This window comes from Halolamina sp. C58 (assembly GCF_051195095.1).
Classification (GTDB): Archaea; Halobacteriota; Halobacteria; order Halobacteriales; family Haloferacaceae; genus Halolamina.
The window spans coordinates 275,065-293,208 of record NZ_JBNTJY010000002.1 but is presented as its reverse complement, the minus strand read 5'-3'; the positions used below and the strand labels follow the sequence as shown (position 1 = coordinate 293,208).

The 18,144-nt window shown below is 60.8% G+C and carries 24 protein-coding genes and 2 pseudogenes; 5 read left to right on the top strand and 21 right to left on the bottom strand.

Features of this window, described 5'->3' with window-relative positions; all coding sequences use genetic code 11:
* The 4 genes from ACQUSM_RS12015 to ACQUSM_RS12000 are packed head-to-tail and all read right to left on the bottom strand — an operon-like array spanning position 1 to position 3,297.
* The gene (locus ACQUSM_RS12015) at positions 1-852 is read right to left on the bottom strand and encodes a hypothetical protein (RefSeq protein ID WP_435118867.1); all 852 of its coding nucleotides are present in this window, start codon (positions 850-852) and stop codon (positions 1-3) included.
* Positions 849-2,579 (bottom strand): hypothetical protein, encoded by a 1,731-nt coding sequence (locus ACQUSM_RS12010; protein ID WP_435118865.1) that lies wholly within the window; start codon positions 2,577-2,579, stop codon positions 849-851. The genes ACQUSM_RS12015 and ACQUSM_RS12010 overlap by 4 nt, the downstream gene beginning before the upstream one ends.
* Positions 2,580-2,593: 14 nt before the next feature.
* Entirely contained in the window at positions 2,594-3,013 is a 420-nt protein-coding gene (locus ACQUSM_RS12005) for a hypothetical protein (protein ID WP_435118863.1), read from the bottom strand.
* 5 nt (positions 3,014-3,018) lie between these two features.
* On the bottom strand, positions 3,019-3,297 hold the full coding sequence (locus ACQUSM_RS12000) for a hypothetical protein (RefSeq protein ID WP_435118861.1): 279 nt from the start codon (positions 3,295-3,297) through the stop codon (positions 3,019-3,021).
* Positions 3,298-3,567: 270 nt separating this feature from the next.
* Here ACQUSM_RS12000 and ACQUSM_RS11995 point away from each other — a divergent pair, with 270 nt between their 5' ends.
* Positions 3,568-3,858: a UPF0175 family protein gene (locus ACQUSM_RS11995; RefSeq protein WP_435119704.1), complete on the top strand. Its 291-nt coding sequence runs from the start codon at positions 3,568-3,570 to the stop codon at positions 3,856-3,858.
* A gap of 169 nt (positions 3,859-4,027) precedes the next feature.
* Here the strand turns inward: ACQUSM_RS11995 and ACQUSM_RS11990 are convergent, their stop codons facing one another.
* The 9 genes and pseudogenes from ACQUSM_RS11990 to ACQUSM_RS11950 form a co-directional block, all read right to left on the bottom strand.
* The gene (locus tag ACQUSM_RS11990) at positions 4,028-5,413 is read right to left on the bottom strand and encodes an ATP-binding protein (RefSeq protein ID WP_435118859.1); all 1,386 of its coding nucleotides are present in this window, start codon (positions 5,411-5,413) and stop codon (positions 4,028-4,030) included.
* Between the two features lie 327 nt (positions 5,414-5,740).
* Positions 5,741-6,010, bottom strand: a pseudogene (locus ACQUSM_RS11985) (DUF955 domain-containing protein); the annotation flags it as partial.
* Positions 6,011-6,070: 60 nt separating this feature from the next.
* Complete coding sequence (locus tag ACQUSM_RS11980) at positions 6,071-6,649, bottom strand: DUF7342 family protein (protein WP_435118857.1); 579 nt, start codon at positions 6,647-6,649, stop codon at positions 6,071-6,073.
* Between the two features lie 187 nt (positions 6,650-6,836).
* Positions 6,837-7,241, bottom strand: coding sequence for a transcriptional regulator (locus ACQUSM_RS11975; protein ID WP_435118856.1), 405 nt, complete (start codon positions 7,239-7,241; stop codon positions 6,837-6,839).
* 23 nt (positions 7,242-7,264) lie between these two features.
* Entirely contained in the window at positions 7,265-7,570 is a 306-nt protein-coding gene (locus ACQUSM_RS11970; RefSeq protein WP_435118854.1) for a toxin-antitoxin system TumE family protein, read from the bottom strand.
* Positions 7,571-7,712: 142 nt separating this feature from the next.
* Positions 7,713-8,651 (bottom strand): ImmA/IrrE family metallo-endopeptidase, encoded by a 939-nt coding sequence (locus ACQUSM_RS11965; RefSeq protein ID WP_435118852.1) that lies wholly within the window; start codon positions 8,649-8,651, stop codon positions 7,713-7,715.
* Positions 8,652-8,743: 92 nt separating this feature from the next.
* A complete protein-coding gene (locus ACQUSM_RS11960; RefSeq protein ID WP_435118850.1) occupies positions 8,744-9,253 on the bottom strand; it encodes a twitching motility protein PilT in 510 nt (169 codons plus the stop codon).
* Entirely contained in the window at positions 9,250-9,576 is a 327-nt protein-coding gene (locus tag ACQUSM_RS11955; protein ID WP_435118848.1) for a UPF0175 family protein, read from the bottom strand. Before ACQUSM_RS11955 ends, ACQUSM_RS11960 begins: the two co-directional genes overlap by 4 nt.
* Positions 9,577-9,691: 115 nt before the next feature.
* Positions 9,692-10,042, bottom strand: coding sequence for a hypothetical protein (locus ACQUSM_RS11950; RefSeq protein ID WP_435118847.1), 351 nt, complete (start codon positions 10,040-10,042; stop codon positions 9,692-9,694).
* A gap of 317 nt (positions 10,043-10,359) precedes the next feature.
* Here ACQUSM_RS11950 and ACQUSM_RS11945 point away from each other — a divergent pair, with 317 nt between their 5' ends.
* Positions 10,360-10,899, top strand: coding sequence for a winged helix-turn-helix domain-containing protein (locus ACQUSM_RS11945; protein ID WP_435118845.1), 540 nt, complete (start codon positions 10,360-10,362; stop codon positions 10,897-10,899).
* Complete coding sequence (locus ACQUSM_RS11940) at positions 10,899-11,408, top strand: hypothetical protein (protein ID WP_435118843.1); 510 nt, start codon at positions 10,899-10,901, stop codon at positions 11,406-11,408. The genes ACQUSM_RS11945 and ACQUSM_RS11940 overlap by 1 nt, the downstream gene beginning before the upstream one ends.
* 12 nt (positions 11,409-11,420) lie before the next feature.
* Here ACQUSM_RS11940 and ACQUSM_RS11935 read toward each other — a convergent pair whose 3' ends face one another.
* From ACQUSM_RS11935 to ACQUSM_RS11915, 5 genes and pseudogenes are all read right to left on the bottom strand, one after another.
* A complete protein-coding gene (locus ACQUSM_RS11935; RefSeq protein ID WP_435118841.1) occupies positions 11,421-12,674 on the bottom strand; it encodes an RNA-guided endonuclease InsQ/TnpB family protein in 1,254 nt (417 codons plus the stop codon).
* A 199-nt stretch (positions 12,675-12,873) separates the two neighbouring features.
* Positions 12,874-12,972: pseudogene (locus ACQUSM_RS11930) on the bottom strand (type II toxin-antitoxin system RelE family toxin); the annotation flags it as partial.
* A gap of 9 nt (positions 12,973-12,981) precedes the next feature.
* Positions 12,982-13,617 carry an IS6 family transposase gene (locus tag ACQUSM_RS11925; RefSeq protein ID WP_435118839.1) on the bottom strand — a complete coding sequence of 212 codons (636 nt, stop codon included), beginning with the start codon at positions 13,615-13,617 and terminating at the stop codon, positions 12,982-12,984.
* Complete coding sequence (locus tag ACQUSM_RS11920) at positions 13,569-13,862, bottom strand: type II toxin-antitoxin system RelE family toxin (protein ID WP_435118838.1); 294 nt, start codon at positions 13,860-13,862, stop codon at positions 13,569-13,571. Before ACQUSM_RS11920 ends, ACQUSM_RS11925 begins: the two co-directional genes overlap by 49 nt.
* A complete protein-coding gene (locus tag ACQUSM_RS11915) occupies positions 13,855-14,136 on the bottom strand; it encodes a ribbon-helix-helix domain-containing protein (protein ID WP_435118836.1) in 282 nt (93 codons plus the stop codon). Before ACQUSM_RS11915 ends, ACQUSM_RS11920 begins: the two co-directional genes overlap by 8 nt.
* 299 nt (positions 14,137-14,435) lie before the next feature.
* Between ACQUSM_RS11915 and ACQUSM_RS11910 the strand changes: the two genes are divergently transcribed.
* Positions 14,436-15,560 (top strand): ABC transporter ATP-binding protein, encoded by a 1,125-nt coding sequence (locus ACQUSM_RS11910; RefSeq protein WP_435118834.1) that lies wholly within the window; start codon positions 14,436-14,438, stop codon positions 15,558-15,560.
* Positions 15,557-16,417 (top strand): ABC transporter permease, encoded by an 861-nt coding sequence (locus ACQUSM_RS11905; protein WP_435118832.1) that lies wholly within the window; start codon positions 15,557-15,559, stop codon positions 16,415-16,417. The genes ACQUSM_RS11910 and ACQUSM_RS11905 overlap by 4 nt, the downstream gene beginning before the upstream one ends.
* 117 nt (positions 16,418-16,534) lie before the next feature.
* On the opposite strand, the gene ACQUSM_RS11900 is transcribed toward ACQUSM_RS11905, so the two are convergent.
* The 3 genes from ACQUSM_RS11900 to ACQUSM_RS11890 form a co-directional block, all read right to left on the bottom strand.
* Positions 16,535-16,726: a hypothetical protein gene (locus ACQUSM_RS11900; RefSeq protein ID WP_435118830.1), complete on the bottom strand. Its 192-nt coding sequence runs from the start codon at positions 16,724-16,726 to the stop codon at positions 16,535-16,537.
* Positions 16,723-17,673, bottom strand: coding sequence for a MarR family transcriptional regulator (locus tag ACQUSM_RS11895; protein ID WP_435118828.1), 951 nt, complete (start codon positions 17,671-17,673; stop codon positions 16,723-16,725). Before ACQUSM_RS11895 ends, ACQUSM_RS11900 begins: the two co-directional genes overlap by 4 nt.
* 61 nt (positions 17,674-17,734) lie before the next feature.
* Entirely contained in the window at positions 17,735-18,106 is a 372-nt protein-coding gene (locus ACQUSM_RS11890) for a DUF6166 domain-containing protein (protein ID WP_435118826.1), read from the bottom strand.
* Positions 18,107-18,144 lie beyond the last annotated feature (38 nt).

Below are 18,144 nucleotides of genomic sequence, written 5' to 3'. Positions count from 1 at the left end.
CTATTCCTCCGAAATGCTGATTTCGCAGTCATCTATCTGCGTGGAACCGGAGTACTGAACGTGGAACGTCTGAGCTACTGGAGGTGCTTTCACGGCCGTTTCAAGTGTAACTGTGAATTCCCCACTGTTCCCATCTGGCGAGCAACCCATCCCTTCCTCAGATACAGAACCAAAGGGGAATGATCCGCTGAACACGTCAACTGTCTCTCCTACTGGAACAACGACATTGTCCTTCCCGTGAATCCCGCTCCCTCGTGGGTTATCAAGTGGGTTTGGAACGTCTCCGGTGAAAGTCAGCTCATTGATTCTCTCTGGCCCAGTTCCCGTATTCTCAACGGTCACGAATGCTTCACCGTTAATCAGGAAGTTTGAGTCCGAACTCGATTCCCCGTACACCTCCTCCCACGGTTTGTCCGGATGGTTGCGATACAGCCCGACTGCACGGATCTCGAGCTCGGGGCGGATCTCCAGCGACGTTTCCGCGACCGTCTCCTCGCCGTCGACGCCGACGACGTCGTACTCGCCCGGTGTGTAGGCGCCGCGGAACACGAACGACACCTGCTCGGCCCCGGCGGCGACGTCGCGGGTCCCCCACAGTTCGCCGTTCGGCTTGATGAGGTTCACTTGCGCAACTGCTGTCTCAGCGGCGAGTTCGACGACCAGCGTCGTGCCGTCGACGCCGACAGCTTGGAACGGCCCGTCACTCGGCCCGTCGGTATCGGTCGCGGATCCCGTTCCAGGATCGGACCGCGGTCCTCTCTCCGTGAGGCAGCCACCGACGCCAACGACGGCACTGGCGGCGAGCGTTCGGAGGGCGGTACGTCGATCGATCGGGGAGTTTGTGGTGGTCATGGTCGGTCGGAGAATCCGGTTGCGGGGCTGAGCAACGCCAAGAGGCGACGGCCGGCGTAGAGCGCGACGACGAACGGGAGCAACTGCCAGCCGAGCGCGACGAGCAGTGCGAACCAGCCGTCCACCGTGGTCAGTGGGTGCCAGCGAACGGTCGCCGTGTCGCCGACGTAGGCCGAGCGCTGGTCCACCCACGAGCCGGGGTGGTACCGTGCCGTGTAGATCCCGGGCTGATCGAGCGTCACGACCGCGACGCCCGAGGCGTTCGTCTCGACGTGCTGGCCGGCGATCGCGATGTAGCCGTTGCGCGCCGGGCCAACGCCGGGTCGCGGCCCCGCATCGTCGTCAAGGACGACCGGGGCACCCGAGTACGCACTCCGCAGCGTCAGCCGGACTGTCGTCGCCGATCGCGTCTGCTCGACGACGGTCGCCGTCAGGTTGCTCCGGAACAGGGGGCGCTCGAACCCGCTATCGGGTTCCGTGATCGAGGCGTTCACGCCGCGGACGATCCCGGCCACGCGGATCGTGTCGGGGTCGACGTCGCCGGCGCGAACGGCGACGCCGTGGCTCGCCGTGTACGAGCCGTTCACGACGTCGACGTTGATGTTCTCCCCCAACGGCGGCGCCCGGGTCGCGTTCGTCACCTGCCACGTGTCGAGGATCTCCGGGCCGTCGCGGACCGGTTCCGCTCGCGGCCCGATCCGCGAGGGATAGGCGTGGACCGAGACGGGGATCGCGTCCGAGGTGACTGTCTCCTGTGCAGTGCCGTTTCGCCGGACGAGCTTGTCCCACCCAGTGTCACGGGCGGTGTAGAACCGCCAGACACCACGGACGCGTCGGGAGCCGTCGTCGCTGAGGGTGTACCCCTGCCACGGCTGGATCTGGAAGACGGCGACGCCAGTGTCGCCGCCGGGGTAGTCAGCGTAGTAGACCGTGGCCTCGGGATCGTACACGTCGACGCTGAGCGAGTCCGCGACCGTCACCGTCTCCGTGCGAGTCGTGGTGTTGACGACCGTCGAGTTGGGGCCTCGCGTGACTGCCCGGAGCCGAACGTGGATGTCGGCTTCGAGGGTCAGCGTCACCTCGTCGTGGGCGTCGAGGGCGTACTCCAGTGCTGGCGTGTGTGTGCCGTCACGGGTGACGATCGGCTCACCGTCGCGCAACAGGCGAACTGACTCGATCTCGTGCCGCTGCAGTGTCCACTCGGTCGTCCGGTTCCCGTTCGTACTCCTGGCCGGGACCCGCACGCGGTAGTCGACGGACCCGCGGAGCGTGCCGTTCGGCGCCACGTAGTGGGTTGTCTCGTTCGGGGCAGCGTGGACGCGCGTCGACGGCTGGACGGCGAAGACCGTGGCGTGGGCGTCGGCGATGAAGACGCCATCCTCAAGAGCGGCATTCTGCGGCGCGATCGACGTGTCCGCACCGCTAGCCTCGAGATCCCCGAAATCGTTCCGCGTCCACGTCGCCGCCGTCGCCGGTGGCCGGGTGAAGGTGATGTCCGTCCCGTTCGCGAGCTGCTGCATCGCCGTCCGCGACTTGCCGTACCGGCGGCGATACGCGGATTGGGACATGTAGGCATCGTCGTCACGCGACCACAGCGTCGCGGACTCGTTCTCGGTGAGGCCGTTATCCTCTGTCCCCGGCGCTGGGGGGTTCGCGGTCCCGACAGCCGTGACTCCGGCGGCGAGGCAGAGCACGGCGGTGACCACGACGGGGACGCGTGGCGGCATGGAGCGGTCGGTGGCTACCAGGGGACGAGATTCACGCACTCAGCCAGCGGCAGGCTCATCATCGAGCCGGCGACGGTGTACAGCGGCCCGAGGACGACCAGCACGACCGCGGACTTCATCGCAGAGCGCTTGTGGCGTTTGAAGCGCTCCTTCTGCTCGCGGTCGATAGTGAACATCTCGAGCAGGGAGTCGGCCTGCCACACCACGACGAGGCCGATGATCCCCAGCGCCGTCGTCAGTTGGAAGAATCCCTCGATCATGCTGGGCAGGTTGTCCGCGCTACAGACGGCGTTCTCTTGGGCGGCGACGGGGTCGACGGCGACGACGCTGAAGAGAACGACGATGAGGGCCGCCTGCTGCGTGCGTCGATAGATCCGTGCCGATGCGTCGTCGGCACTCGAGTCCGGGTTATCGGGAGCGGTGGGCTGGGCCATCGTGATCACTCCGTCGTGGTGTCGGCCGTCGGTGACTGGCGCTCCTGGTCGGCGACGAGTGTTTCCAGATCCGCGAACCGGTTGGTTTCCGTCGCGATCTCGTCCAGTGTGTACCCTTGCTCTTGGGCCCGCTCCAGGAGGTCGCGGAGTTCGTCGCTGTCGACACCGCGAACGGCCATCTCCTCGCGGAGTGCACGCCGATAGAGGGCTGAGGCGTTGATGTGGTCGTGCCACTGGAGGTACAGTTCATCGATCGGCTCGATCGTGACTGAGCGGGTGATCATGTGTGTGGCGGGGGGTGTGTGTTGGTTGGGTCTCGGTACGCGGTAACAATATACATAGTTGGAACTTATTTCTTTTGCCAAAACAGAAAACCAATACAGACCTGTCGAGAATCTATGGCTGAGGAAATCATACGGGACGCGTCGGCCATGACGTCGATCTCACGGTAGCTGTACGGGTGCTACCGTCCGACCGAGCCGGCACGGAACGCTGGAGTATCGTGCAGTTGGGGACCACCGGAGTGTTTGTACATCGAGTACAATGTATACACCATGGGAGTGATCTCGGTGCGGGTCCACGATGAACTGGAAGCGGAGCTCGACGCGTATCTCGAGGATGAGAATCTGGACCGGAGTACGGCGGTTCGAAAGCTCCTCTCCGAGGGACTCGAGGAGTGGCGTCGCGAACAGGCACTTGAGCAACTCGCGGCGGGGTCGATCACGTTTAGCAAGGCGGCTGAGCTGGCCGGGATGTCCGTCTGGGACTTCGCCCAGCTCGCAAAGGAACACGACATCAGCTGGGTCGCCGACGACCACGTCGACGCGGATCTCGAGGCGCTATAATACTTTCCAGAATCGTATTTCAGAGTTTGATACTATGGCGTATCTTTCTAGCGAAGATACTACGTGATGTCGAAGCAAAAGCCACCCAGGCACTCAAAATTAACCAACAATCCAAGGGATACCGCACAGATGTTGGTTAAGAGTCGGCTGCTCGGTTCCCTCTCGTGCGTCATGAGACGATGTCAGCTGGTGTGAACAGGGAAATATCATCCCGGCTCGTCGCGGCTTGCTGGAGGTCGTCTGAGAACCCAGCGCGACAGAAACAACAGTAGTGGTAGTCTGGGTCGTCACCCGATTTGGGCGACCAGCGAACCTGTGCAGCACTTCGCTCCAACTCGGCAAGATCCCCCTCCGTCATCTCTCGAGTGGTATATTTGCATTCTCCCGCGACGAGTGTTCCATTACTCCCGAGCCCGAGCACATCGATCTCGTGATTCTGGTGCCACCAGTACCCGATTCCTTCGTACACCTTCGGGACGAGTGACGGCAGTGCGTTCTGACACACCTGTTCGAACATCGACCCCATGTACTCGTTGAATGTGGGCGCCACTAGCTGGTCGTACGCTTGCTCACCGAGTTGTGTCAGCTCCGCTTCTTGCCCGTAGACGTATCGGAACCAGAACCGGAACAGGGGCTCCTGCAGCCGATATCGGCTTTTTCGAGTTGCGTTCGGGTTCGCTGTGATGGGGATATCCCGTTCGACAAGCCGTAAACGCTGGAGCTTCGACAGATACGACCCGAGCCGATTGGATTCGACGCCGACGAAGTCGGCGATTTCGTTCGCTGCACGCTTTCCCATCGCGATCGCTCTGAGTATCGTGTAGTAGGTCTGTGGTTCCCGAATGCCGAACTCCGTCCGCAAGAGGAACTCCGGCTCGTTGTGCAACACGCCGTGTTCTGCGAGAACCTGTGACTGGATGTTCTCGACAAGCGATGCCGACTGATCGAGCGCCTGGAGATAGAAGGGCGTGCCACCAAACACACCCCACGACCGGATGATTGAGTCAGGGTCTGTCTCAGGATAGAACGTCGCTGCATCGGCGAGGCTAAGCGGGGGAAGGTCGATCGTGCCCGTTCGACGACCGTACAGCGGGCTGCCGCCACCGAGAACTTTGTCCTCCATGATGCTGATCGAGGACCCGACGAGAACCAGCGTCATCTCCGTCTCCTCGAGGTGGAGATCCCAGACCCGCTGGATCTTCGATGGCAAGCTATCGTCCGATTCGATCAGATACGGGAACTCGTCGAGGACGACGACCGTGTCCTGCTGTCCAAGGGTTTTGAGTAGCGTCTCCCAATCCCGTTGCATATCGTCGAGAACTGGGAACGATGCACTGGCAGTCGCAACGAAGTTCGCCAATTGCGCCTCCTGCGTTTCCTCAGTTGCTTGCCAATAGACCGCGTTTTCCTGGTCCTGTATCGCTTCCCTGACGAGCGCACTCTTCCCCAGGCGTCGACGGCCATAGACAACGATCAGTTCGGCCTGCCCGCTCTCGAAACGGGTTTCCAGCATCTCGAGTTCGTCAGCACGGTTCACGAAACTCGATTGATCCATACTGGCCGTTGCTCCCCATCACCCGTAATACTACCGAATATCTAAATCACGATTTTACTAATCGTGATTTTACTAATGCTGAGTAAACACCGCTAACCGCCATTTTCGTCCGTGACTCCCGTTCTGTTCGGTCAAATGGGGGACTGCCTCGGGCTCGTCGATGTCGTCGAACTCATAGCGGTAGAGCGTGGAAGTCCCACCCATTATGCGGTAGGAGGACGTCAACGCTCTCTCCCGATCCGCGAAGGGAAAGCTACCCAGGTACTCAAAAAGACTTAACCAACGATCCAGGGAGATGCCGCACAGCTGTTGGTTAATACTTGGCTGTTAGGTTCCTTCCAGCGCGTCGATGAGCTTCTCGGCTGTCCGACTGATTCGCCCGAACCGGTCGCGAACGACTTCGGGATCGTCCGACTCCCACGCAGCGAGGTAGAACGTTGACCCACTGGTGTCGAGCCCGCAGTAGCGCCCGAGGACGTTGGCAACGGCTTCGGCGTCGACTTCGCGTTTCGATCGCTCGGCGTCGACGTCGCCGTGGAGCAGGGTGTGTGCGTACTCGTGGATTACCGTCGTGGCAAGGTCGGCATCGTTCGCTCGGTGGATGTTCGAGCCACCCTGTCGCTTACACCCACCCCTAAAAGGATGGGCTTCCACTCGCTACGTGTCAGTCGACCGACGATCGCCGTCGACGAATTGCTCCGCGTTACTGATTGAGAGGGCAGCGTTCGCGAATGCGAGATTCCGCCGGAGCGTCTTCCACTCACGGATCGTCTCTGGACCGATCTCGTTCTGTGGGGGCCCGGATTCGGCCAGCGCCTGATTTGTCTGAGTGACAGCCAACTCTTCAGGGGAGTCGACGCCGAACTCAGCCTGGTACTCGGTAAGCTGGTCGCGCATCTCGTGGATTCGCGTGACGAGTTCGTCGGTCGAGACGTTGTCGAGGATGTCGGCAGCCTGTTCGACGACGAGCGATTCGGGTGACCGGTGATAGAGCGTGCCGCCCTGCTCACCAGGTGTCGTCTCGACAAACCCCTCATCGGCGAGCGTGTTCAAGTGTTTTCGTGCGGTTTTCGGAGTTGTCAGTGCATCGGCGGCGACCGCATCAGCTGCGGCAGGGTTGTACGTATGCGCAATAACGTGGCGAATGCGTTCATACGGCGTCGTTTCGGATTCCCATTCCCCACCGACCGCTTCGTTGATGTCGGTGAACTCCGCTGGCGGACTTCGGTCGGTCATGTGGAAACACACGACTCAAAGGAATATAGTACTCTGGTATAGTTCTATATTCCTCTAGTTGCGAGTCTGTCTGAAACGCTCGCCCCCGATCGTCGTGAGATTGGTTCAGAGACCAATCGACGGAGGTCGAATTACATCGCCACCTATTCTAACTGAATAAACCTACCCCTGTAACCGGCGACGGCACTTACGGCGCTGCTGCGCCGATATTCCCGTTTGGACTTCCAAACGGGATGTCGATTTCAAGACCATCATAGGTCAGCATCGGGATCTTGGCCTGGCCCGATCCGCCACCACTGAACTCGATGACGCCGATGTCTTCGAGTTCCGTAAGGTTCCGATGGACTTGTTTATAGTCTCGATTCACCAAGTCAGCCGCTTCACGAATGCTTTCGGGTTCGTGTTCCGAAATCGCCTCCAGCAGCTCGAGGTTCTTCGGGCTAAGCAGGCGACTCAATTCTGCGTACGAATCGAAGTTTAGCACCGGCTGGGCATCGTCAAGCGCTTCTCCCTCTTGGGCGGTCTCGATACGACTCCGTGTGCGCTGGTCAAGGCGGTCACGTTCGCCGACGGTTACTTTGAGTGTGGGCATGATTTCTCCCTCCAGGCGGCGTCTTACTCCGGCCACTCCCACGACACAGGGGACATAGTCTCGGTTTCGCGTTTGAATCGGTTGTAGAGCGTCAACATCCCGGGAAACTCGATACATTCGACATCATCCCGGATGTGTCGTTCGTGCCCTTTCGTCCGTTCGTGGGCGTTATCGTAGCGAAGGATGACGTCGCCACCGACTTCTCCAAGGTGGAGACTGTAGCTCCACCCGCACGGATACTGTTCGTCGGTCGTCTGCCGGATGGTCACAGCAACGACGTAGCCAGCTTCGACATCCCGCCAGTCCGCGATGGTGGTGTACGACGCCATCCGCCACCCTATGGTACAGCCTCCATCGGTATAAGCCTATGGACCAAAGTCCATAGACCGCGAACAGACCAGCCAAGATCGCCGTTCAGGGCACCGATACTCGCGAATATTGGCTGCACGTGGCAGACCATTGGTAACGGAGTTAGGACGAGGATTCGCCCTCCAGAACGTCGATGAGTTCCTCGGCCGTCCGACTAATCCGCCCGAGCCGGTCGTGAACGACTTCGGGATCGTCCGACTCCCACGCAGCGAGGTAGAACGCCGACCCGCTCGTATCGAGCCCACAGTACCGACCGACGACGTAGGCAACTGCTTCGGCCTCGACTTCCCGCTTGGATCGTTCAGTGTCGTCGTCGACGTCGCCGTGGAGCAGGGCGTGGGCGTACTCGTGGATCAGCGTCCGCGCGAGGTCGGCCTCGTTCGACCGATCACGAATCTCGACGCGCGGCTGGCCGTCGACGACGTTCAACTGCTGACAGATGCCCTTCGCCTCGCCGTGGGTCCACTCCGCGTCCGGAACGATTTCGACCGTCACGCCGAGTTCGTCAGCGGCGGCAGTCAGCCGGTCGACGAGATCGCCGGCCTCCCCGGTCGCTGCCGTGTCGAGGTCGGGAAGTGGTTCGCCCTCAGTCTGGGAGACGTCGAACACTGGCGCGGGGTTGAACCCGACCAGGCCCTCGGACCATTCTTCGGGCGGCGTTTCGTCGTACTCACAATCACTGTCTTCGTGATAGCTCGGCGAGTTCTCGCACTCGGGGCACTGCTTGGCGATGATCGGCGCCCAGATCCAGATGGCCGACTCGCCTTCCGTGACGTGCCGGTCGAACTCCGCCTGCCACGTCCGGTAGCCGGCGACCTTCGTCGCCTCGGGGCACTGCCGCTTGATCAGGAGCGTGTTCCGGGAGGAGTAATCGTGGAAGCGACTCTGGACGTCAAGCCACGCCTGGAACTCGGCGCTCGCCTGCGCGTCGTCGACGCCGGCGACGAGGTCGTCGATCCACTGTTCGATCGTGCTGTGCATCTCGTCGTGCCGTGTGTCGGCCTCGTCGAAGGAGACCGACGCGTCGCTAGTCGTGGACATCGTGTTTACCGAATCACGTTCACGGCGTGCCCGTCGATACAGGACGCGCCGCACCCCTCAGGGGCGACGAAAAACTGCCGTTGCGGTCCTCTCTATCCGTCCTCTAGAAACGCGTCAATGTCTCGAGCGGGGGAGCGAAACCCGGCGTCGTCGATCCACCGCTTGAGGTACACGTCGGCTGTTTCTGCGGTAATCTGATCATTTTCGACGAACCGGACCAAGAGGCCGATTGAGCCGGTTACGTCCACATCCCGCTGTGCCGCGGTTGTACGTGCGTCGCCGTCATCGGTCACGACGATCCCCTCAGCAACTTCCGCGACGGCGAGCGCCTGTGCCTCTCCCGGGTCCAATGTTTCGACAAGCTCTTCCTCCAAGTCCGTCGCCGCCGGGGACGGGGCGAACACGGGGATCTCCTCATCGAGCACCGCGAGTGCGTGGTCGAGATACAAGTGGGTCTTAGCGCCTGCGTTGAGCTCTTCCCGAACAGCTTCCACCGTCACCAGGCGTGGCAGATCGACCAACAGTTCGACGTCGTTAACTTGGGCAAAATTCGACAGCGCCGTTGTATTGAGAACTGTCGCGTTTTCTGGTGGCGCCGTCATTCGAGATTTCGCGCGGCTTCGATTTCCGTTTCGGCTGCGTCCATATCTTCAGGGCCGAACCGGAGTTCGACACCTTCCTCGCGCAGTATATCCCGCATCTCGAACCGGTTGATCCCGGCGAGTCGCGCGGCAGTACCGAGTGTTATCTCCTCTTCCTGGTATAGCGACACTGCGGCCGAGATCCGAGCACTCTGGTTTTCCTCGAAATACTCCCGGAGAACGTGGCGAATCGCGTCGCTCTTGTTCTCGAAAATCCCCGCCTTGATGGCCCCGTCCATCAGATCGGTCAAATCGTCCGGGATGGTGGCAGTAGTTCGGGACATGCCTTCACTCGGTGTACGTTCTTCATACAATATATGAATTACGACGAGTAGAGGATTCTCGTCTGGAACGTCCGAAACCGCTGATTCCGATGCAGTCTTCGAAACTCAGTTGCGGTTACCGGAGTTCGTGGCGGTCGTCCGCCAAGCCAACCGTGACGAGGTACTCGCAGAACGCGTCGAAGTGTGCAGAGTCACTGGGCTCGCCCGTTGCGAGATGCCGAGTCCACTCGATGGCCCACGTGAACGCGGGATCCGTCCCGCCCGTGCCGTGGAGGTACCACCATCGAGCCGCCTTGAGAACGACGAGCGGGTTCGTCGGGGGCTGCTCATTGGTTAGTGCAAGCGTGATCGACTCGATCTCTGCCGGGACCTCGTCCGGGGCAACGTCGCCGGAGTGAGTGTTCGACAGATCGATCGGGATCGAGTCGACCGAGATGTCGTCGTCGAATTGCTGATTCTGACTCATTTGGCGTCACCTTCGTGAGGACGCTCTCTACGCCCTCGCCCATTCCGGGGGCAGAAAAACCGCGGCTCGCGACCGAGATGGGTGGGAGAGGCAGTTCGGTATTTTCGTCAGCCGGTCCGGGACTGACGCCCTGCAGGACCAGCATTTGCCGTCGATACATCGGTGGGGACGTTCTCTCGAGGCCTTGAGATTCGTTGCTGCTGGATCGCCTGTTGTCGGGAAGATGTGAATGGACACTACCCTGATAACCGCTACTCCGGTTTGAATATTTGAACATGGGAAAATTATTTGCACCACGCGGTGCAAGCGCTCGTACGATGGCTGACTCGAATTCGGCGTCGTGGACGGAGAATATGAGTGGCCGTGAGCGTGTCCGGCACGTCGTGGAACTGCTAGACGAGCCAACGTCGGTGCAGGAGATCGCGGACCGGGCAGACGTCTCGCGCGCGACAGCCGACGACGAACTCCAGCGACTGCAGAGTGACGACTGGGTCACGGAAACGACCGTCGACGGGACGAAGGCCTACGACCTGAACCCGGTCCGGATGCTCTTCGACGAAGTGACGGACTTGATCGAGGCTCACTCGCGTGACGAACTGGAGAGCCAGCTCACAGAACTAACGGAGGAACAGGAAGAGTTGGCGACGGAGTACGGCGTCAGTTCACTCGACGAGTTCCGAAACCAACTCGCTAACGAGGAGTTCGCGGCTGCGGAGCTTCGTGAGCGTCGGAACGTTATCACCACGTGGGAGGCGATAAACACGGAGCTCGGGCTCGTGAAGCATGCCCTGCACCTATATGATGATGTTGCCGAGCTCTCGTCACCGCGGACTGACTCCCCGTCGACATTCGCCTGATGGTTGTCTTCCTCGCTAACCGGGCGAATCTGCAGAGCAAGCGACTCCACGATCGCATCCAAGATCGACTTAGCAGCCATTTCGACAATGTTCGTCGACGACGCGGTGAACCACGCGAAGCGGGTCCGTACCGGGTCGTCGCCGACGTGAACCCGCGGCAGTTCTTGACCGACGACGAATATCCGGTGGCCGCTGCGCGGATCGAAATCGGCTTTCAACTGCAGACTGGTGAGCCGCACGAGTACTACTGGTTCAATTGGATCGAGCCAGACCGAAGCCTGCTAGTCGGCTGGCATCAAGACGACACGCACGACGACCTCGGACCAGTTCATCTGCAGGTGAACGACGGTGCGACACCAGTCGCGCACGATCCTGCGGACTTCATCGATTCACATCCGCTGGACGTCGTTGAGCGCAGACGCAACTCGCTTCGAGACGCCGTTCTCGCTGTGAACTGGGAGCAGGGACGACCCGTCGGACTCGATTCCGCTGCCATGGAAAATGAGTAGGCCCGTGTTGAGCTACCCACGGCTGAAGCCGTGGGATTCAGCGTGGACTCCCGTTCTGGCCTCAGTTGAGGCAGGAGAATAGCCTCCGTTCGCGTTCAACGTCCCGCTGTTCAAGCGCACGCCCAAGGGTGCGCCTCCGTCGCCCCCAGTTTGGTTGCGACGGAGATACCGCAATCCGATGTTCTTTGCGGCATTGTAGTCCGCGTGGTTTTCGTACCCACACTTCAAGCACTCCAACCCCTCGCCGTCACGGTTGTCCGGGTGCGTGAACCCACAGTGTGAACACCGCCGAGAGGTGTTCTCCGGGTCAACCTGCTCTACGTCGATATCGTACTCTGCAGCTTTGTATTCGACATATTCGTAGAGGCGGTTGAACGCCCATTTGTGCCCCCACGACGCACCAGTTCGCTCACGAATGTCGGTTAAATCCTCGAACGCAATTACCGAACACTCGTTCTCGCGGGCTTCCGCGACGAGTTCGTTGGCGATTCGATGCATCATGAGCTTGAACCGCCCTTCCTCTTTCCGTCCGACGGACTGCATATTCTCGTGCGCCCAGCGCGTTCCGCAGTGCTGGAGGTCGCCACGCCGTTTCTCGTACTCGCGCCGCCAGTGGTCGAAATCGTCGCCCGTCCAGAACGTGCCCGTCGATGTGACGGCGAGGTTGTTCACGCCGAGGTCAACCCCGAGAACCGTTCCGTTCTCAGTGGTTGCCTGTGCCGGCGTGTCAGACTCCACTTCCTTCTTGCAGCGGATGTGAAGCACCCAATCGCCGTCGTGATAGTGGAGTTCCGCACCCGTTGTTTCGTACTCGTCTGAAAACAGGTACTCTGAGTGCGGCGTTTCACTATCCTCGTCAGGGAGCACGTAGTCAGTTTCGATGCGACCGTTTGTCGTGGCGAGGCTCACGTAGTCGTCGCGGAACGTGGCGGTGCGGTGATCGTAGACGACGTGTGGGCTGGTGAACGTCGGTTTTGAGGCTTTCTTCCCCTGTTTCCAGCGTGCCACGACGCTTTTGCAGGCTTCGGCTGCTTTGTTCCGAGCGGCTTGCACCAGTCCACCGTTGAATCCATCCGTGGCTTCCCGCACATCGTCGTACGTTTCGTCGTCCAATTGTGTTTTGCTGGTGGTGACGTACTCGCCTTCGAACGCGTGATCAACGACGTACTGGGCTGACCACAAGAACGTGTCTACAGTATCTTCGAGGAGTGCGGCGTCATCACTGTCTACATCGAGAGCAACGGGGACATTACGCCGCACCTCCATACATTATATGAAGCACTAGTATTTCTTAAACGCTGGGGAGTCATCCTGCTACTGTTGCGTGGTTTGGTTCTCAGTTGTCGGTTTCATCCCACGGCTAAAGCCGTGGGTTTTCACCTCGTACTTTCTATAATCTGGCTCACGACTGAGGCCAAATCGATCGAATCCCGCATCCGCTTCTCGTCACATCGAGCCCCGACACTTAGTCGTCGTCAGCGGTGTACGCGCCGCCACGACGCTTGATACGTGCGACGACGAGCCGCCCGTCGCGCTGCCGGAAGCTCACAGAGAGACGGAACTCCGGTAGTGTTCAGATTAGCTGGTTCCATGCGAAGGCGAACGCTTGAAGCCAATTTTCAACGGTCTCTGCTTCGGCGTGACTGAAACAGTTTGAGAACTGGTTGGTTCGGCGTTTTAGTTCTCGGAAGACACGTTCGACGCTGTTGCGATTACCGTGTTTTTCGTATCTGTAATCGAGGCCGTGTCGGTGGAGAGCTGCTTGCAGCCACGGTGCAGAATCGACGAGAATGACTGCGTTATCGACGAGATGTTTGTCGCGGAGTTCGGCGAGGAACATCTCGGTAATCGCTTGATTCCTCGTCGGAGAGAGCTTGACGTGCAGCAAGCGGTTCGTGTTGGGATCGACAGCAGCGTACAGCCAGAAGCGGTCGTCGTTGAGTTGGATCACGGTCTCGTCAACCGCGACGTGATCCGGGTTCGCACCGTCGAGGGGCTGTAGATCGGCCTTCTGCACCCAGTTATGAACGGTCGTCCGACAGCGCTCGACACCCAATGTATCGAGAACCGAAATGGTATCCGAAAGTGATAGTCCAGCCAAATAGAGTCGGATACCGAGCTTCATCGCGGGCTCGGGTGTCGCCTCTCGCTCCAGAAAATCTAACTCGAAGCAGTCGCTACCAGCGTTGAGGCGGGCGATTTCGAGCATGAACCACTCACAAATCGTTCCGCCTCACTCTTCATCCTTATCTGAACACCGCCGAACTCCCCAACGCGTATCTTCTTGTACGGGCTGTTTTGGAGCGGTTCTCCGTAATCCGGCGGGTCGCGCCACGGCGATGAGACGATTTCATCGAGCTTGTCGAGTATCCGGTCTTGGTCGGTGGAAGACAGCCCGTCGAGGTCGTCTTCGGCCGTCGAGGAGAGTTCCCACGTCCACCCGTCGTCACTCATCGCTCGCGCCGAACTGCTCGCGGGCCTCCTCGGCGTTCGTCGTCCGACCCTCACGGATGTCTTCCTCGGCTTCGAGGAGCGCAACGAGTTCATCGCGGTCGAACGTCGGGAACTCGATGGCGTCTCGAAGCGTGTACCGGATGAACTCGCTCCGGCTGTTGAACCCCCGCCCCTGCCACGTGTCGTCTATCTGTTCGAGGAACGACTCAGTGAGTTTGAAGTTCACCGTGGCAATGTCGTCTCCGTCATCGTCGTTTGTAGCTGCTTCAGACATATAGACGTAATACGCTGGTCTTACCAATAGTCGTTTCGGCGGAACAACAATCGTCAACTGTGCATTGGAGACACTCGTATTGAGAAGGAGTTTATCCTCGAATTTGGAGTGATCCGCTGCTCACTGGCTGTGCTACTTACCGATTCACCGCCCACCCGGAAAGGGTTCGAGGCCGAGTTCACGGACAAGCCCCACCCTCAAAGCGCCGAAGGTGCTTAGGGTGGGGTAGTTGACCGGGAGCGTAGCAGCAGTATCGACAGTAACCTTTTGACCCGAACCCTCGAATCGGTTGCTATCCGATGGCACGCGAGCCCTCCACCAACGGCCAGGCGCGCGGCGACGAACGGCCCGTGAGCGCCAGCGACGACCCCCCGGCACTCGATCCCGACGACGCCGCCATCTACGTCGACGGCCTGGCGAAGACGTTCGGCAGCGGCGAGGATGCCGTCACCGCGGTCAAGGATGTCTCCCTCGCCGTCGAGCCCGGTGAGGTCGTCGGGTTACTCGGGCCGAACGGCGCAGGCAAGACGACGACGATCAAGTCGATCCTCGGGCTGATCCTGCCCGATGCGGGAACGGTACGCGTCCACGGCATCGACGTCCACGCCAACCCGCGAGCGGCCTACGAGCACGTCGACGCCATGCTGGAGGGCGCGCGCAACGACTACTGGCGACTCACCGTCCGGGAGAACCTCCGGTACTTCGCCGCGATCAGAGGGCAAGATCCGAATGCCGTCGCCGACCGTCACGAGGAACTCTTGGAACACCTCGACCTCGAAGCGAAAGCCGACACGGCAGTCCGGGATCTCTCGCGCGGAATGAAGCAGAAGGTGTCGTTGGCGAGCGTTCTTGCCGGGGACATCTCCGTCGCCTTCCTCGACGAACCCACCCTCGGGTTGGATATTGAGAGTTCGCTGAAGCTGCGGACCGAGCTTCGCAGACTCGCCGAGGAGCGAGGCCTGACGCTGGTCATATCCAGTCACGACATGGACGTGATCGAGGACGTCTGTGACCGCGTCGTGATCATGAACGAGGGGCGAGTGGTCGTCGACGACACCGTCGAGGACCTGCTGGCGGGGTTCGAGACGCGGGGGTACCGAATCACCGCCCGCGGCGGGTCCGAGACGGCGCGTGCGGATCTCGAGGACCGCTTCGACCTCACCGACGTCCAGCACGCCGGCGACCGACTGCGCTTCGAGGTGGCCGCCGACACGGCGACGTTCTACCGCCTGACCGATGCGATGGAGGCCCACGGCCTCGATGTGGCGAGCGTCGAGACGGTCCAGCCGGATCTCGCCGAGGTATTCGTCGAGATGACGAACGGCACTGCCGACGCCGACGGCGCGAGCGAGGAAGACGCGTCGCCGACCCGAGAGTCACCGGCCGATCGCCCGCCAGCGAGCAAGCGGGGTGATCGCCGATGACGACTGCTCCGGGCGACGACCGACGCGAGGGCGATGGGGCCAGCGGCGCGGATGGACCGCCACGGTTCACCACCCCCGAGCGAACCGGGGGGTACTCCCACCTCCTGACGGCCGTCATCTATCGCGACCTGTTGATCTGGGTTCGCTACCCGCTGAACGCGGCGCTGGGGATCTTCATGGGCGTGTTCTTCTTCGCGCTGATGTTCTACGGGGGGACGATGGTCGCGGGCCAGGCGTTCTCGGACTCCATCGAGGGGCTGATCGTCGGCTACTTCCTGTGGACGCTCGCCATCGGCGCCTACTCGGGCATCATGAACGACATCCAGTCCGAAGCGAGCTGGGGGACCCTGGAGCGGCACTTCATGACGCCGTTCGGCTTCGGGCCGGTCGTCGTCGCCAAATCCATCGCGATCGTCTTCCGGACGTTCATGACCTCCGCGGTGGTCCTAGTCGTGATGCTGCTCATCACCGGGACGACGCTCGACCTCAACTTCGTGACCGTGCTTCCGGTGGCGACGCTGACCATCGCGGGGGCGCTCGGGCTCGGGCTGGTGATGGGCGGCCTGAGCGTGCTCTACAAGCGCATCTCGAACGTGGCCAACCTCCTCCAGTTCGCGTTTATCGGCCTCATCTCGGCGCCCGTCTTCGACATCCCGTGGGCCCGATTCCTGCCGCTGGCCCAGGGGAGCGCGATGCTCCAGCGGGCCATGCGCGACGGCGTCCGCCTCTGGGAGTTCGACCCACTGACGATCGTCGTGCTCGTCGGGACCTCTGTTGGCTACCTGGCGCTGGGGTACGCTATCTTCGGCCTCACCACGCGGCGTGCTCGCCGGCTGGGCGTGCTCGGCGACTACTGATGGCTACGGTGTCGAAGGGCCTCTCGGTCACTATTACACCGCAGGTAGTGGGTTGCCGCCGATGTTCTCAACCGCGACTGTGGGGGTGATACGCTATGCAGTTGATCAACGTCGTGGCTATCGGACCCTGCCCTTCACTTGAATGGACACACGGGTTACGAGTGACACCTCGCTCACGTCGATACGGGCCGGCTTGGCGGCCGTCATCGCGGACCCGCGGAGGAGATACACCGTCACGGGCTCCGACAGCCAGCTGTCGAACTCTTCGAGGAACGCTTTGATCGCCTCGCCACCCTTGAATACCGTCATGCAACCCCGTACTGCGCTTTGAGTGCCATGAATTCTGATTCACTTGGAAGGACGACAGGGAGCTCGTCCGGGTTCTTGACCCTCCCCTGCAGTGCCTGATACATCGCAGCGATCATAGATTCTAGATCGTACCACGTTGCAGTGTCTGTGAGCGTCTCCTGATCGATATCCAACGCCTCGATCAACAGCATCGCATAGCTAACCCGGCGGGATCCGCTATCGAGAACGAGTGTGTGGCACACCACTTCGCTCGGCGTGAGTCCCTCGTCGGGCGCATACCAGAACGCAGGCTCACCTGCAAGGAAGAACTGCAAACCGTACTTCTCGAACCGACCGAGTCCAGTCACCTGCCAATCAGGCGTATCCAGTAGTGCGTCTGTATCCGCGGCGGTTTGTACACGGACGAGTGCGCGTTTCGGGTCGTACCACTCCACAGTCGCACTCGGCGCGATCTCCCGGGCTCGCGATCGGTGCTCGTGGGTCACGATGGCCTGCGCGAACGCCAGCAGCGGCGCGAGGTCCTCACTCACCGCGTACTCGGGGCCGGACGAGGACAGCATCGCCCGGTTTTTGAGCGGCGATAGCGCCTTGTGAACGCCTTGTCGAGTAATCGCCAGTCGCTCTGCAATCTCGGATACTCGACGGGGTTCATCGAGAAACCAGCATACTCGGAGGGTAGCAGGCGAGAGAAGATCAGCCCAGTCAACGTGATTGAGTTTCGACTGTAGGCTCCGGTACGCTTCAATGACCGGATGGTCCGCAACACGGACGTACCGCTGGTTGTTGGGCCCACGCCGTTCGACAAGGAGCCCCGCATCGAGCAGCTCATCGAGCACTGCGTAAATGTGTGTCTGTGAATACCCCGTAACAGTTGCGAGATCGTCTGGCGTCGCTTCGCGGCCGGTACTCAGTGCGTCGATTACGGCGAGTCCGGCCTTTGAGATCATCTGTGTATACTCTAACACCTGATCGTATAAATACGTTTCTTGGTTTTAGTTGACGAAACCGCTAGTTGTCGGGCAGCCACTGCTCGATCTCGCCAGTCGTGAGCGTCCACGTCCCATCACCCCCCGTACACTCGAGTTGACTCACGACCTCTCGTTTGAACGCCTGATAGTGCGCCCGTGCGATTTCGCGGTCGTCGGTGTAGTCGAGCAGGATCGCGAGGGCGAGTTGGGCGGGGCCACTCCCACCGTACCCCCACTCGAAGCCCGAGGGGCTGTGGCTCACGATCTCGAGGCTCCGGTCCGGCGTAAGTTCCGCCGGTCCGGGGTACGTCAGCACGCGGACGCCGCCCCGAACGCGCGTCCCCACGTACCGAACTTCGGTCCTTTCGGTCGTCGACTGTGCTGTCGCGTGGTCGTCGATCGTTCCACTCATAGTGGGTTGCGAGAGGCAACGCGAGCACTCCCGCACCC